Here is a 13,974-nt window from a genome sequence, read left to right on the forward strand (position 1 = left end):
TCATAGTCATTTATTTGTAATTTCTAATCTTTAAAATTTATACTTTTTACATATCTATCTTTTCCAAGCACTGTTTTTTCAAATATACTTTGGGCATTTTGTAGATACAATTCTGGTTTAGGCATAGAAGGACTAAAATGAGTAAGCCACAATTCTCCCACTTCCGCCCTTTTGGCAAGAGCAGCTGCTTCTGAAAATAACATATGTTTATACTGAATGGCCTTTGAAATATTTTCATCTTCTCCATACATCCCCTCACATATAAATACATCAGATTTTTCTACAAATTGAGCTAATTCATGGGTTGGTCTTGAATCGGTACAATAAGACACTTTTAATCCACTTCTTTTATCTCCAAGTACCATTTCAGGAGTATATATTTTTTCTCCATATTCTATCTTTTCTCCCTTTTGAAGTCTGTTCCAGAGGATTAACGGCACTTGATTTTTTAAAGCTTTGTCTCTATCAAATTTTCTATTTCTATCTACACCTATGGAATATGCAAAACATGGCATTCCGTGGTCTACAGGTAATACATCTATATTAAAATCTCCTATTTTTTCAAAGTAACTTTCTTTACCACAAAGTTCAAGTAAGTTTATGCTATAGGGGAGCACAGGTGCTATTACCATAAGTCCCTCTATTACTTTTCTTAATCCTATAGGTCCAATTATCGTGATAGGCATATTTCTGCCAGAATTAGCTATGGTAAGAAGCAATCCTGGCAGACCTGCTATGTGGTCTGCATGAAAGTGTGTAAATAAAATTACATCTATATTTTTTATTTTACATCCAAGTATTTTTAAGCTAACTTGAGTTCCCTCACCACAATCTATAAGTAGTTTTTTTCCATTATAAGATGCTATCATAGATGTAAGGTACCTATCTGGCACAGGCATACTTCCCCCACATCCTAATAAGCATAAATCCAACATAATTTCCACCTTCTCTTCTAATTAGTATACGCCTAATGTCTATTTTTAAGCTAGAACTTAATTTAATTTTTTTATCTGATGACTACCTGCTCTAATACTTCATCTTATGCCAAGAACTCTGTTTATCACTTGAGAGATTAAAATAAAAAAATAGGATTTATCCTGAGATCATCTTCACCTTCAGTGATAAATCCTTAATTATATAAGTGTTTTAAAATAATTCATCTATTATAACTTTTATTTAAGAAGTTTTTACGGCAATCATGCACTTAATATTAAATCATCAATTTTACAGCCAAGTATCTTTGCAATCACTGCAACTTTTTCAAGGCTTGGATTTTTCTTATCTCCTCTCTCCAATTCTTCCAAATAAGATTTTGAAATTGAAGTTTGAAATCTGGTATCTTTAGCAAGATTTTGAATATCCAAAGTAGTATATCCCAAACTTACTCTTATATCACGAATTTTTTTTCCGTTTAACATAAGAAAACCCCCTATTTAATATTAACTTCTTTAAATTGATTATATTACTTTTAAGCAGGAATTTACAGATAAATTTTATTTTTTTAATATAAACCTAACAAATATTTAATAGTACAACTGTGTTATAATACCATTAAGTATTATAATAAGGTGGTTTTTACATGAAACATTATGAAGTTCTTTACTTACTAAAAGAAAATAGAAATGACTTTGTTTCCGGTCAACTTATAAGTGAGAAATTAGGTGTAAGTCGTACTGCTATATGGAAATATATAAAAGCATTAAAGGAAGAAGGTTATACTATAGACTCTTCCTCTAAAAAAGGATATAAACTTATAAGTTCCCCTGATATACTTACTTCTGAAGAAATTAAGGGCTATTTGAATACAAAATATATAGGCAAAAAAATTATTCATTATGAAAGCATAGGATCTACAAATACCACAGCAAAAAAATTAGCTGAACAGGAAGAAGAAAATGGAACTATAATTATAGCCGAAGAACAAACTGCAGGACGCGGCAGGATCGGCAGAACATGGTCATCTCCTAAATATAAAAGTATATATTTTTCTATAATATTGAGGCCGAATGTAAATCCTATGGAAGTTCCAAAGATAACACAGATAATTGCTGCTGCCATAATAGAAGGATTAAAAGAATTAAAAATAGAGGCTAAAGTAAAATGGCCAAATGATATAGTAATAGATGGTAAAAAGGTTTGCGGTATTTTGACAGAAATGAGCGGTGAGTTAAATAAAGTAAATTATGTAATTCCTGGAATAGGCATAAATGTAAACTTAAACAAAGAAGATTTCCAAGAAGATATTTTAAATAAAGCCACTTCTCTTAAAATAGAAACAGGATCAACTATGGATAGAAAAGTTATCTTAGGTACTATATTAAATAAATTTGAACCTCTATATGAAGAATTCGTTCAAAAAGGGACTATTGAATCCTCTATAGAAGTATGCAAAAATAATTCTGCTGCTATAGGTAAAAATATACGTATAATTCAAAATAAAAGTGAAAGACAGGCAAAAGCAGTAGATCTAGCTGAGGATGGTAGATTAATCGTACAATATGAAAATGGTTCTTTTGAAAAATTAATATCTGGGGAAATTTCTATAAGGGGTTTAGATAAATATATTTAAAATGGTTAAAACTTTTATATTTAAATCATAATAAAAATATCGGCAAAATATATTTAAGGATGTGCTAAAAAATGATTTTAATAAAAAATGTAGAATTATTTAATCCTAAATCTATGGGTAAAAAAAGTATATTAACCTGTTTTGATAAAATATCTTACATATCTAAAAAGATAAACTTTCCATCTAATAATTTTCCTACAGTTGAAATAATAGATGGCGATGATTTAATTGCAATTCCCGGTTTGATTGATCTCCACATACATATAAATGGAGCCGGAGGTGAAGGAGGCTTCAATAACAGAACTCCTGAACTAAACCTTACAAATCTTACTTTGAACGGTATCACTACCTGTGTAGGGCTTTTGGGAACAGATGGAATTACAAGAAATATGGGTGGACTTATAGCTAAAGCCCGGGCTCTTGAAAAGGAAGGCATAACAACATACTGCTGGACAGGGTGTTACTCCGTTCCCACGAGGACTCTTACAGACAGTGTGAGAGGAGATATTGTACTTGTAGATAAAATAATAGGGGCTGGTGAAATAGCTGTATCCGATCACAGGGACAGTCATCCTTCTGAAGAAGATTTAATACATTTAGCTTGTGAAACAAGAATAGGTGGAATCATTTCAGGCAAATGTGGTGTACTTCACATGCATCTAGGAGATGGTAAAAAAGGTATGACTCCTCTATTTGATTTAATAGATAAATCAGACATACCTTTTGAAAACTTGCTGCCTACACATTTAAATAGAAACAGTTTAGTATCCAAGCAAGCCTTAGAATATTTAAAAATAGGTGGATTTATAGATATAACTACTGGAATTAAAAATGAAGGGGATACTGCTCAAAGTGCCCCTGAACTCTACAGTAAAATTCTAAAGGAAAATATATCTCCTTATCACGTAACTATGAGCTCTGATGCAGGAGGAAGCATGCCTATATTTGATGATAAAGGCAATCTAACAAAATTAACTGTAGGACTTCCATCTACAGATATGGAATCAATAAGAGAGTGTATAAAAATGGGGCTATCTATGGAAGAATCCATCATTCCTTTCACTTCATCCCCTGCAAAATTTCTAAAATTTGAACATAAGGGCTCTCTCCTTGAAGGTTATGATGCTGATCTAATTTTATTGGATAAAAAACTAAACATACATACTCTCATAAGTAAAGGTAGAATTATGGTTCAAAATTACAAACCAGTAGTATATGGAACCTTTGAAAACAGTTGACAGTTAACAATTTACAATTAATAAAATTTTGCCTGAAGTCAAAATAAATTTAAAGGATTTTCAACTTTCGCTGAAAATCCTCATTAATTGTGAATTGTCTAAATTGATATTATAACTTCTTCATAAGGAATTATTGTCTTTGCCCTAAGCATTGCATTTTTCACTGCATTTACAATGCCTAAGCAGCATGGTACTTCCATTCTCACTACAGTTATACTTTTCAAATCATTTTTCTCTATAATTTCAGTTAATTTATCTTCATAATATTTAATGTCGTCTAACTTAGGACACCCTATTGCTGTAATGTGATCCTTTATAAATTTTTTATGAAAATCTCCACAGGCATATGCAGTACAATCAGCCGCTACAAGTAACTTTGCATTTCTAAGATAAGGTGCATTGGTATTTATAAGCCTTAATTGAACAGGCCACTGTGTTAACTCAGAAGCAGCACTAAAATTTTCTGAATTCTTTTTATCTATATGCACATTTTTATCTGAAGCTCTCTCTATCTTTCTAGCTGCTGTACCTGGACATCCACAGGGCATAACTTCTTTCTTTTCCTTTTTTTTAGCCTTTTTAGCAACTAGTTCCTCGTCATAATCCTTACTTTCTCTTTCAATTATGCTTATAGCTCCTGTAGGACATTCAGGAAGACAGTCACCAAGTCCGTCACAGTACTCATCACTTATAAGTTCAGCTTTTCCCTTTACAAGTTCAATAGCACCTTCATGACATGCATTTACGCAAAGTCCACATCCATTGCATTTCTCTTTATTTATATTAACAATTTTTCTTATCATAGTATTTTCTCCTCCTTACTTTACTGTCTATATTATAATAAAATGCAGTCACAAAATCTGTAACATATGTTACTAAGTCTAAAGAGTAAATAACATATAATAATAACTTTTCTTTTAAATGAAGAAAAGGAAACGAAAATTTCGTTTCCTTCCCTACTACTTATTGTACAATTATCTTCTGCATCCACATCCGCAACATAACAATAACAGTATTATTATTATTACTACTTCTCTTCCTCTACCATCGTGTCTACATGACATAAAGAACCCTCCTTATCTTCCTAAAATAATTCTAAGCTATCTAATTTCTCATCATTTGCTCTACACTTTATTATATTAATTAAGTTTATAAAGGTTACTGCTAAGTTAAGAAATTTGCTTTTTTAGTATTAGTAACTAGCAACGTCCACAACCACAACCGCAGCATAGTAATAATATTATTATAATTATTACTACCTCTTTTCCGTAACCCCCACATCTACATGACATAAAGTTTCCCTCCTTGTCTTCTTTTAATATTTTTATAAATATTTATTGATTCTCACTTTTCATCATCTGTTCTATACTTCTATAATATTAATCAAATTAATAAATGTTACTTTTAATTTTTGTTAGCGACAATTAGAAATTTGTCTTATTTAAAATATATGATATAGTTATATGTGAAAATGTTTAACTATACCATAAAAATTTGGAGGTACATAATACTTATGGACGAATTAGAAATTAATAATAAGTTGCAACAAGCTTTTGATACCTTAATCCCTTATATGCATTACTTTTTTGATGATGAAATAGCCTTTACCATGTCAACTACAACTCATTTTTTAAGAGTAGTAAATAGCAAAAACATTAATATGAATGCAAAACCAGGTGATCCTTTAAGACCTACTGGCGCAGCTTATGAATGTATAAAAGCAAGAAAACCTATTTCTACTATAGTTCCTAAAGAAACTTTTGGTGTAGAAATAAAAGCTATAGGACTACCTGTAAAGGAAGGTAATGAAATCATAGGAAGCATAGTACTCGTAAAAAGTTTGGAAAGACACAATAAATTTGTTGAGATGTCTAAAGTACTGTCAAGTGCAATAGAAACTCTTTCAGAAACCTCAAGTGTACTGTCTTCTGACATAGATGAAATGACAAAACATAACGAGGTTTTATTATCAGAAGTAAACGATGCCTCTGATAAAACTAAAAATACAGATGAAGTTTTAAATTTTATAAGAAATATAGCATCTGAAACTAATCTACTGGGATTAAATGCATCTATTGAAGCAGCAAGAGCTGGAGATCGGGGAAAAGGATTTACAGTAGTAGCAAACCAGATAAGAAAGTTATCTAATTCCAGCAGTAAGTCTATAAACGAAATAAATTCTACATTAACTGAAATAGAAAAATCTGTAGCCAAAATATCTGAAGGCCTTGCATCAACAAAAGATACTTTCAATAACCAATTCTCCAAAATTCACGAAATAGATTCTTCCATAAATAACTTATCCGAATTGGTAGACAAGCTTAGAGATTTATCTGAATAAATAAATAAAACTCAGGAATTTGATTTCCTGAGTTTTTCTTTTAATTAATATTATTTTTCTCTATAATGTTATGCCCTTCTATCCAATCTACAAATTGTCTTGCAGTTCTTGCAGAACGTCCATTGTACCAAAGTTCCCACTTAAGAGCCTCTCTATGTAAAGTATCTTTGTCTATATTTAATTTTCTTCTTTCAGCTATTCCATCTACAATCTGCAAATACTTATTTTTATCTGGAGATACAAATACTACATTTATTCCAAATCTATCTGCCAGTGAAAGTTTTTCTTGCACACTATCTCCTTCATGTACTTCCCCTTCTGATCCGGAATAGGAAGACATCATTCTCTCATTAAAATATTCTTTTACAAGATGTCTCCTATTTGATGTAGCATATATTATAATATTAGAGGATTTATTTTCAAGTCCTCCTTCAAGTATAGACTTAAGTGCAGTATAACTTTCTTCATCATCCCCAAATACAAGGTCATCTATAAATATAATAAATTTTTCAGGCCTGTTTTTTAATTTTCTTATTATATTGGGAAAATCAACAAGATAAGATTTTGGAAGTTCAATCATACGAAGTCCTTGAGTATAATATTTATTGAGTATGGCTTTTACCGTGGATGATTTACCTGTACCCCTATCTCCATGAAGAAGTACATTGTTTGCAAAAAATCCATTTAAAAACTGCAGTGTATTTTCTATTACTATTTGGTGCTCTCTCTCATATCCAATAAGATCTGAAAGATCAATGGGATCTGGATTTTCAATTCCCTTAAAGCAGCCTTTGCCCTCAATATGTTCCCACATAAAAGCCCTGTAACGAGCAAAAATTCCACAACCATAGTGATTATGAAAATCTTGAATATCATCTACACATTCATCCCAGCTACCGCTATTATAAATTTTTTCTTTTATGTCTCTTACATACCCTGGACTATTTATTCCTTGAAAATCAAGTTCTGTTTTCCACTCCGGTAATCTCTCTACTACATGTTTTAATTTACTGTCAGAAATATACTTTAACACACTTTCCTTTACATCTGTGGAAGTTAATTTAGCAATACAACAAAGATTTCTTAAATCGTTTTTAGCAGCTTCCTTAATTACATCATTTTTCTTTTTTAATTCTTTGTTTTCAGCTTTCATGGAAAATGGATTTTCATTGAAAATCACTTTATCCATGATATATTCCTGTAGAGAACAATATCCACTGTTTACTAATTTAAAAAAGAAATCATTGTACATGTTTGCAGTGTAACCTATATTGATTTTCTCCATATCAATATAGCTTATAAGATTTCTCAAATTTTTTATTACTTCATCTTCAAGTAAATTTCTATAAATAGATACTGAATCAAAAGCTAGTTTTACATATCTTATTTCAAAAATATTTTTTGAATTTGTGCTTTTCATAAAAAGCACCCCCCTATGTGTCTTTTTTAGTATATATTTCATTTTAACACACAAGGATATGATTTTAAATCATATTGTAAATTCTATGTTATACTATACATGAACTTAAAACTATAGCATATTAGGGGGATAATTATGGATATAACAAATTTAAAACTAGAAGACTTAAAAGAAAATTTGAGAAATATTAAAAGTGGAGTAATTGCTTTTTCGGGTGGAGTAGACAGTACTTTTTTGCTAAAAATTGCCCATGATATCCTTGAAGATAAAGTAATAGCAGTTACCGCTGCTTCATCTACTTATCCTAAAAGGGAATTAGACGAAGCTAAAAAATATGCTAAATCAATAGGGGTAAGACACCTGATTATAGAATCAGAAGAACTCGACATTAAAGGCTATAAAGAAAATCCTGTAGACAGATGTTATTATTGCAAAAAAGAATTATTTTCAAAACTAAAAGAAATTGCAAAAGAAAATAATGTAGCTTATGTTTTAGATGGAGCAAATTTAGATGATACTGGAGATTTTAGACCTGGCATGAAAGCAGCTAAAGAACTAGGCATATTAAGTCCTTTAAAAGAAGCTGAGCTTACCAAAGAAGATATTAGAAATCTTTCAAAAAGAATAGGACTTCCAACCTGGAACAAGCCTTCTTTTGCATGCCTAGCTTCCAGATTTCCTTACGGAAATGAGATCAACAGTCAAAAACTAAAAATGGTAGAAGATGCAGAGCAATTTCTTATGGATTTAGGTTTTAAACAAGTTAGGGTAAGACATCACAACGAAATTGCCCGAATTGAAGTTGATCCAGAAGAAAGATCTAAGTTTTTTAATGTAGATATAATGGATAAGGTTGGACAAAAATTAAAAGAAATAGGTTTTACATATGTAACCTTAGATCTATTAGGCTATAAAACTGGCAGCATGAATGCTGTACTAAAGGATGCTAAATAAGATTTTCTAATCAAAAAAATCAATTTATACTCCGGATATTTTTTACAACATTTAGCTCAGTTAAATATTGTGATAAGCCTAAGTAAAAAATTCTAAAAAATCTAAGAACTTTTGAAAACTCGTACCTCAAACAATTCAAAAGTTCTAAGTTTTTACGAATTTTTTACTAAGCCTTATTTACAAAATATTTAAATGAGCTTCATTATTGTAAAAATATACCTGCGTATAAGTTGATTTTTAAGTTAGAAAACATACAATAAAGTATCTCTGTTATACGTTTATTTTTAAGAATACCACTGTATGAGATTTTCAAAATACCGAACTTTAGACTTGTCAAAAGTTTTTATGGTGCTAAAATTTGTCATTACATTACCTGTATAAGTTAACTTTCAAGCTAGAAACTCTATTTTTTAAAATTCTATCTTGATATTATACTCTTTAAGCCATGTATTTACCTGAATAAGATATGCAAGAAGCTGTGGTCCTCTCATAAGTTGGCCAAACCAAGGTGCTTTAAAAGAAGATCCTCCTGTATCTATTAATGTCTTAACTGATTTTTTATCTATAAGCGGCAAAATAGGAGAACTCTTGTCTTTCATAATATCTGACATCCGTTTTGTAACTATTTTTGTATATTCAGGGTTATGAGTTTTTGGGTAAGGGCTCTTTTTCCTTTCAACAATTTCCTTTGGCAGTATTCCTTCTAGTGCCTTTCTCAGTAAGCCCTTTTCTCTTCCTTTATAAAATTTTATCTCTGGTGGTATATTAAAAGCATACTCTACCAATCTATAATCTGCAAAAGGTACTCTAACCTCCAAACTATTAGACATACTCATACGATCTTTTCTATTTAAAAGTGTTATCATAAACCATTTTATATTTAAATAAAATAATTCTCTCATTCTGTACTCTAATTTGGATTCACCATCTATGTGAGGCACCTGTTTTATACTACTTTTATATTGTTCATTTAAATATTCCTCCAAATCAAGTGCCTTTAATTCATCAGACAATATTTCCTTTCTTGAATTAATAGATTTTGACCATGGAAAAGTATCTGCATTAATGTCTTCAGGTCTTCTATACCACGGATATCCTCCAAAAATTTCATCTGCACATTCACCTGACAGTGCAACTGTATTGTCTTTCCTTATTTCCTTGCAAAAAAGATATAGTGAGGAATCAATGTCTGCCATTCCAGGCAAATCGCTAGCTCTTACAGAATCATAAAGGGCATCTGCTAAATCAGAGCTTGTATTTATAATCCCATGATGAACACTTTTTATATAATCCGACATTTTTAATGCCCAGACTCTATCTGGTGTAGGTTCAAAAGAATTTGCTTTAAAATATTTGTCATTATCTTCATAATCAATAGAGTAGGTATTTAAAGTCTTTCCTTGTTTTTTAAACTCTGCTGCAGCTACTGTAGATATAACACTAGAATCAAGTCCTCCTGAAAGCAGTGTACAAACGGGTACATCTGCTACAAGCTGTCTCTTAATGGCATCTACAAGCAGTGTTTTTACATGCTGAGCCGTTGTTTCTGTATCTTCATTGTGAATTTTACACTGTGGTTTCCAGTATTCTCGCAGCTTAATACCATATCTATCATATAGAACATAATTAGCAGGTGGTACTTCATATATACCTTTAAATACACCTCCACCCAAAGATCTAGCAGGTCCAAGGGCAAATATTTCAGTCAGGCCATCCCTATCAACTACAGGTTCAATAAAGGGATGGGCCAGTAATGTTTTTATTTCTGAACCAAATATAAGTGAATTATCTTTTACTGTATAAAATAGTGGTTTTACTCCTAATGGATCTCTTGCCATAAATATCTGATTTTTACTTTCATCCCATATTGCAAAAGCATATATTCCATTTATATGTTTCAAACAATTTATTCCCCAATGGATGTAACTGGTTAGAAGTACCTCTGTATCAGAATAGGATTTGAAAGAATAATTTTCTTTTACAAGTAACTTTCTTAAATCCTCAGTATTATAAAGTTCTCCATTGTATACAATAATATATCTCCTGCCACCTACACTTTTTGACATAGGCTGTGCACCACCAGAAGGATCCACAACTACAAGTCTTCTGTGTCCTAAGAGTGCATTTTTAGAAAAGTAATAGCCTGCATCATCAGGTCCTCTTTTCTTTAAAGTATCTGTCATATTTAAAATAACATCTCTGTTTTTGGAAATGTCCTCTTTTAAATTAATCCATCCTGCAATTCCACACATAAGAAGCCGCCTCCGAATAAATATTATTAATGTACATATAATTTAATCTATGATTTAAAAAATGTATATGTGAATGAATTTTTCTATTTATCCGATGACTACCTGCTCTAATACTTCCACTTATCCAAGTGTATGTTGCGAGCAGCTACGTCCCTGAATAACGATTTTTCCTAAAGGATAACGTCTTCTAAGTGCTAAAAAAGCACTTAGAAGATTGTTAATAAGCACCAGGTGGAGTTAAAACTCCATCTGATGCCAAGAACTCTGTTTATCGAAGGCAACAATTTTCAATTACTCTAATTTAATGTTTCAAAAGTGTATCCTTTTGACTTTAAATACTGTATTACTTCAGGAAGAGCTTGTACTGTTGTCGCCTTTGTAGCGGCATCATGCATCAAAACTACTACAGTATCATCATTACTATATTTTCTAAGTTCATTCAATAAAACGTCCACAGGAACATTATTTCTCATAGCATCTCCAATCCAATCATTCCAATCCACATAATGATATCCTGCTTTTGTAACTGCATCTTTAAAAGGATTCAAATTCAAATGACGTGTATTGAAGGAACCACCTGGAAACCTTACTAGTTTTAAATTGTAATCTTTTCCTACTATGGACTTAATTACTGTATCACATCTATTTATGTCATCTACAAATACTGATGGATCTTCTCTATATTTAAGTTCATGGCTATAAGTATGATTTCCAACTACATGTCCTTCTTTTACTTCTTCTTTTACCAACTCCTTATTTCTCTCAGCATTTTGTCCAATTAAAAAGAAAGTTGCCTTTATATTATTTTGCTTCAATATTGAAAGTATTTTTAAAGTATTTGGGGAAGGACCATCATCAAAAGTTAAATAAGCCACTTTCTTTCCATCTGTTCTCTTGGTTTTCCAAGGCATATACGCTCCTGCAGGCTGCTTTGTTGTAAATCTTTGTTTTAGTTCATCCTGCTGCTTTTCTTCAGCGCTTTTCTGATGCTCTACTTTATTAGAAGTAGTTACTACTGCATGTTTTTTATATGCAACTTTAGTTCCTATAAAAAATGCCCAACCAAAAATACATAAGAAAAGGATTCCTATAATTATACTGTTTCTTTTCTTGATGATTCTATTTTTTTTAATTCTGTCCTCATATTTATTCATCAGTTCCATCTCCCTAATAAAATTCTAATGTCATACATCATTTGAAAGAAAATAACAAGTCAAATAGGCTAGCATACTGACTAGATATTTCTTTGAAAATGCCTAAGTAAAATTAAAAAATAACATTTCGATACCTTCCTTTAATTTCCCTATTTATAGTATAATAAATCATTCTATTTTACTATACATTATGACAAAATGTAATCATTTTGTAATTTGTTTTAACTCTTTAATGATATATTCTAAAAAATCTGAAATTATTCATTGGCATAAAAAAACTATAGAGAAGTTATAGTACTATAACTTCTCTATAGTTTTTTAGATTATTTTTTTATTTTAAAAGAACTCTTAAGGGATACTATTCTATTAAATACTAGCTTACCTTCTTGAAAAAACCTAGGATCAACATTGAAATATCCATGTCTGAAAAATTGAAATTTTTGGCCTGATTTTGCATTCTTCATATCAGGCTCCAAAAATCCATTTAATATTTCCAAGGAATTTGGATTTACATTATCTAAAAATGAATCACTGCCTTCTTCTTCCTTTTCATCTAAAATTAAAGGTTCATAAAGTCTTATTTCTGCTGGAATTGCAGTACTTGCATTTACCCAATGAAGTGTACCTCTAACTTTTCTTCCGTCAGGACTATTTCCTCCCTTTGATGCAGGATCATAGCTGCAGTGAAGCTCTTTTATGTTCCCTTCTTCATCCTTTATGACTTCTTCACATTTTATAAAATAAGCACCTTTTAATCTAACTTCATTTCCCGGAAATAATCTATAATATTTTTTAGGTGGATTTTCCATAAAGTCTTCTTGTTCAATATATATTTCCTTTGAAAAAGGTACTTTTCTAGTTCCTGCTGTAGGATCATCTGGATTATTTTCAATTTCAAAAGTATCACATTGTCCTTCAGGATAATTTGTTATTACGACTTTTAGCGGTCTTAGAACAGCCATAGTTCTAGGTGCTTTTGTTTCCAGATCATCTCTTAAAAAGTAATCTAGCATTTGAGAATCTACTACACTACTTGCTTTTGCCACGCCTATAGCTTTACAAAATTTGCAGACAGATTCTGGTGTAAATCCTCTTCTTCTAAGTCCTGCAATAGTTGGCATACGTGGATCATCCCATCCATCTACAAAATTCTCATCTACTAATTTTTTAAGTTTTCTTTTACTCATTACCATATTTGTAATGTTAAGCCTAGCAAATTCTATCTGCTTTGGCACATTTTCCATTTCACATTCACGCACTACCCAATCATAAAGAGGTCTGTGATCCTCAAACTCAAGTGTACATATGGAGTGAGTTACTCCCTCAATGGCATCTTCTAGCGGATGTGCAAAATCGTACATAGGATATATGCACCATTTATCTCCAGTATTGTGATGTGGAGCATGTGCTATACGATATATAATTGGATCTCTCATATTTATGTTAGGAGAAGTCACATCAATTTTAGCTCTTAAAACTTTTTCTCCATCTTTAAATTCTCCATTTTTCATTCTTTCAAATAATTCAAGATTTTCTTCTACAGTTCTATTTCTATAAGGACTTTCCTTGCCAGGTTTAGTTAAAGTACCCCTATATTCTCTTATTTCATCTGGAGTCAAATCGCACACAAAAGCTTTACCTTTTTTTATTAAAAGTAATGCTCTTTTATACATTTCATCAAAATAACTGGAGGCAAAGTGCAATTCATCCCAATCATATCCAAGCCATTTTACATCTTCTTTTATTGACTCTACATATTCTGTATCCTCTTTTGAAGGATTAGTATCATCAAATCTTAAATTAGTTCTTCCACCAAATTCATCTGCCAATCCAAAATTTAAAACTATTGACTTCGCATGGCCTATATGTAAATATCCATTAGGTTCTGGAGGAAACCTTGTTATTATTTTTTTATACTTTCCTGACTTCATGTCTTCTTCTACTATGTTTTTAATAAAATTTGATGAACTCTTGCTTTCTTCCATAAGTTAACCATCCTTTTCTAAAACTTATTTAATTGATATGTACATCAGAGTGGTAATCGTT

At 31.0% G+C, this 13,974-nt stretch carries 11 protein-coding genes; 4 read left to right on the forward strand and 7 right to left on the reverse strand.

The features are described 5' to 3' along the window. Positions 1-23: 23 nt before the first annotated feature. Positions 24-935, reverse strand: a complete 912-nt coding sequence (locus tag CLJU_RS13130) for a ribonuclease Z (RefSeq protein ID WP_013239312.1) — start codon at positions 933-935, stop codon at positions 24-26. A 261-nt stretch (positions 936-1,196) separates the two neighbouring features. Continuing rightward, on the reverse strand, positions 1,197-1,418 hold the full coding sequence (locus tag CLJU_RS13135) for a helix-turn-helix domain-containing protein (RefSeq protein WP_013239313.1): 222 nt from the start codon (positions 1,416-1,418) through the stop codon (positions 1,197-1,199). Between the two features lie 161 nt (positions 1,419-1,579). Here CLJU_RS13135 and CLJU_RS13140 point away from each other — a divergent pair, with 161 nt between their 5' ends. Next, positions 1,580-2,569 carry a biotin--[acetyl-CoA-carboxylase] ligase gene (locus CLJU_RS13140; RefSeq protein WP_013239314.1) on the forward strand — a complete coding sequence of 330 codons (990 nt, stop codon included), beginning with the start codon at positions 1,580-1,582 and terminating at the stop codon, positions 2,567-2,569. A gap of 71 nt (positions 2,570-2,640) precedes the next feature. After that, a complete protein-coding gene (gene iadA / locus CLJU_RS13145; protein WP_013239315.1) occupies positions 2,641-3,807 on the forward strand; it encodes a beta-aspartyl-peptidase in 1,167 nt (388 codons plus the stop codon). 98 nt (positions 3,808-3,905) lie between these two features. On the opposite strand, the gene CLJU_RS13150 is transcribed toward iadA, so the two are convergent. Continuing rightward, on the reverse strand, positions 3,906-4,610 hold the full coding sequence (locus CLJU_RS13150) for an ATP-binding protein (RefSeq protein ID WP_013239316.1): 705 nt from the start codon (positions 4,608-4,610) through the stop codon (positions 3,906-3,908). Positions 4,611-5,320: 710 nt separating this feature from the next. Here CLJU_RS13150 and CLJU_RS13155 point away from each other — a divergent pair. After that, on the forward strand, positions 5,321-6,148 hold the full coding sequence (locus CLJU_RS13155) for a methyl-accepting chemotaxis protein (protein ID WP_013239317.1): 828 nt from the start codon (positions 5,321-5,323) through the stop codon (positions 6,146-6,148). Positions 6,149-6,188: 40 nt separating this feature from the next. On the opposite strand, the gene CLJU_RS13160 is transcribed toward CLJU_RS13155, so the two are convergent. After that, the gene (locus CLJU_RS13160; protein WP_013239318.1) at positions 6,189-7,568 is read right to left on the reverse strand and encodes an ATP-binding protein; all 1,380 of its coding nucleotides are present in this window, start codon (positions 7,566-7,568) and stop codon (positions 6,189-6,191) included. A 135-nt stretch (positions 7,569-7,703) separates the two neighbouring features. Between CLJU_RS13160 and larE the strand changes: the two genes are divergently transcribed. Continuing rightward, on the forward strand, positions 7,704-8,522 hold the full coding sequence (larE, locus tag CLJU_RS13165; RefSeq protein ID WP_013239319.1) for an ATP-dependent sacrificial sulfur transferase LarE: 819 nt from the start codon (positions 7,704-7,706) through the stop codon (positions 8,520-8,522). A 410-nt stretch (positions 8,523-8,932) separates the two neighbouring features. Here the strand turns inward: larE and asnB are convergent, their stop codons facing one another. From asnB to CLJU_RS13180, 3 genes are all read right to left on the reverse strand, one after another. After that, the gene (asnB, locus tag CLJU_RS13170) at positions 8,933-10,774 is read right to left on the reverse strand and encodes an asparagine synthase (glutamine-hydrolyzing) (protein WP_013239320.1); all 1,842 of its coding nucleotides are present in this window, start codon (positions 10,772-10,774) and stop codon (positions 8,933-8,935) included. A gap of 296 nt (positions 10,775-11,070) precedes the next feature. Continuing rightward, positions 11,071-11,928 carry a polysaccharide deacetylase family protein gene (locus CLJU_RS13175; protein WP_013239321.1) on the reverse strand — a complete coding sequence of 286 codons (858 nt, stop codon included), beginning with the start codon at positions 11,926-11,928 and terminating at the stop codon, positions 11,071-11,073. Between the two features lie 323 nt (positions 11,929-12,251). Beyond that, a complete protein-coding gene (locus CLJU_RS13180; RefSeq protein WP_013239322.1) occupies positions 12,252-13,913 on the reverse strand; it encodes a glutamine--tRNA ligase/YqeY domain fusion protein in 1,662 nt (553 codons plus the stop codon). Positions 13,914-13,974 lie beyond the last annotated feature (61 nt).

Origin of the sequence: Clostridium ljungdahlii DSM 13528, from assembly GCF_000143685.1 — a bacterium.
Taxonomy (GTDB): Bacteria; Bacillota; Clostridia; order Clostridiales; family Clostridiaceae; genus Clostridium_B; species Clostridium_B ljungdahlii.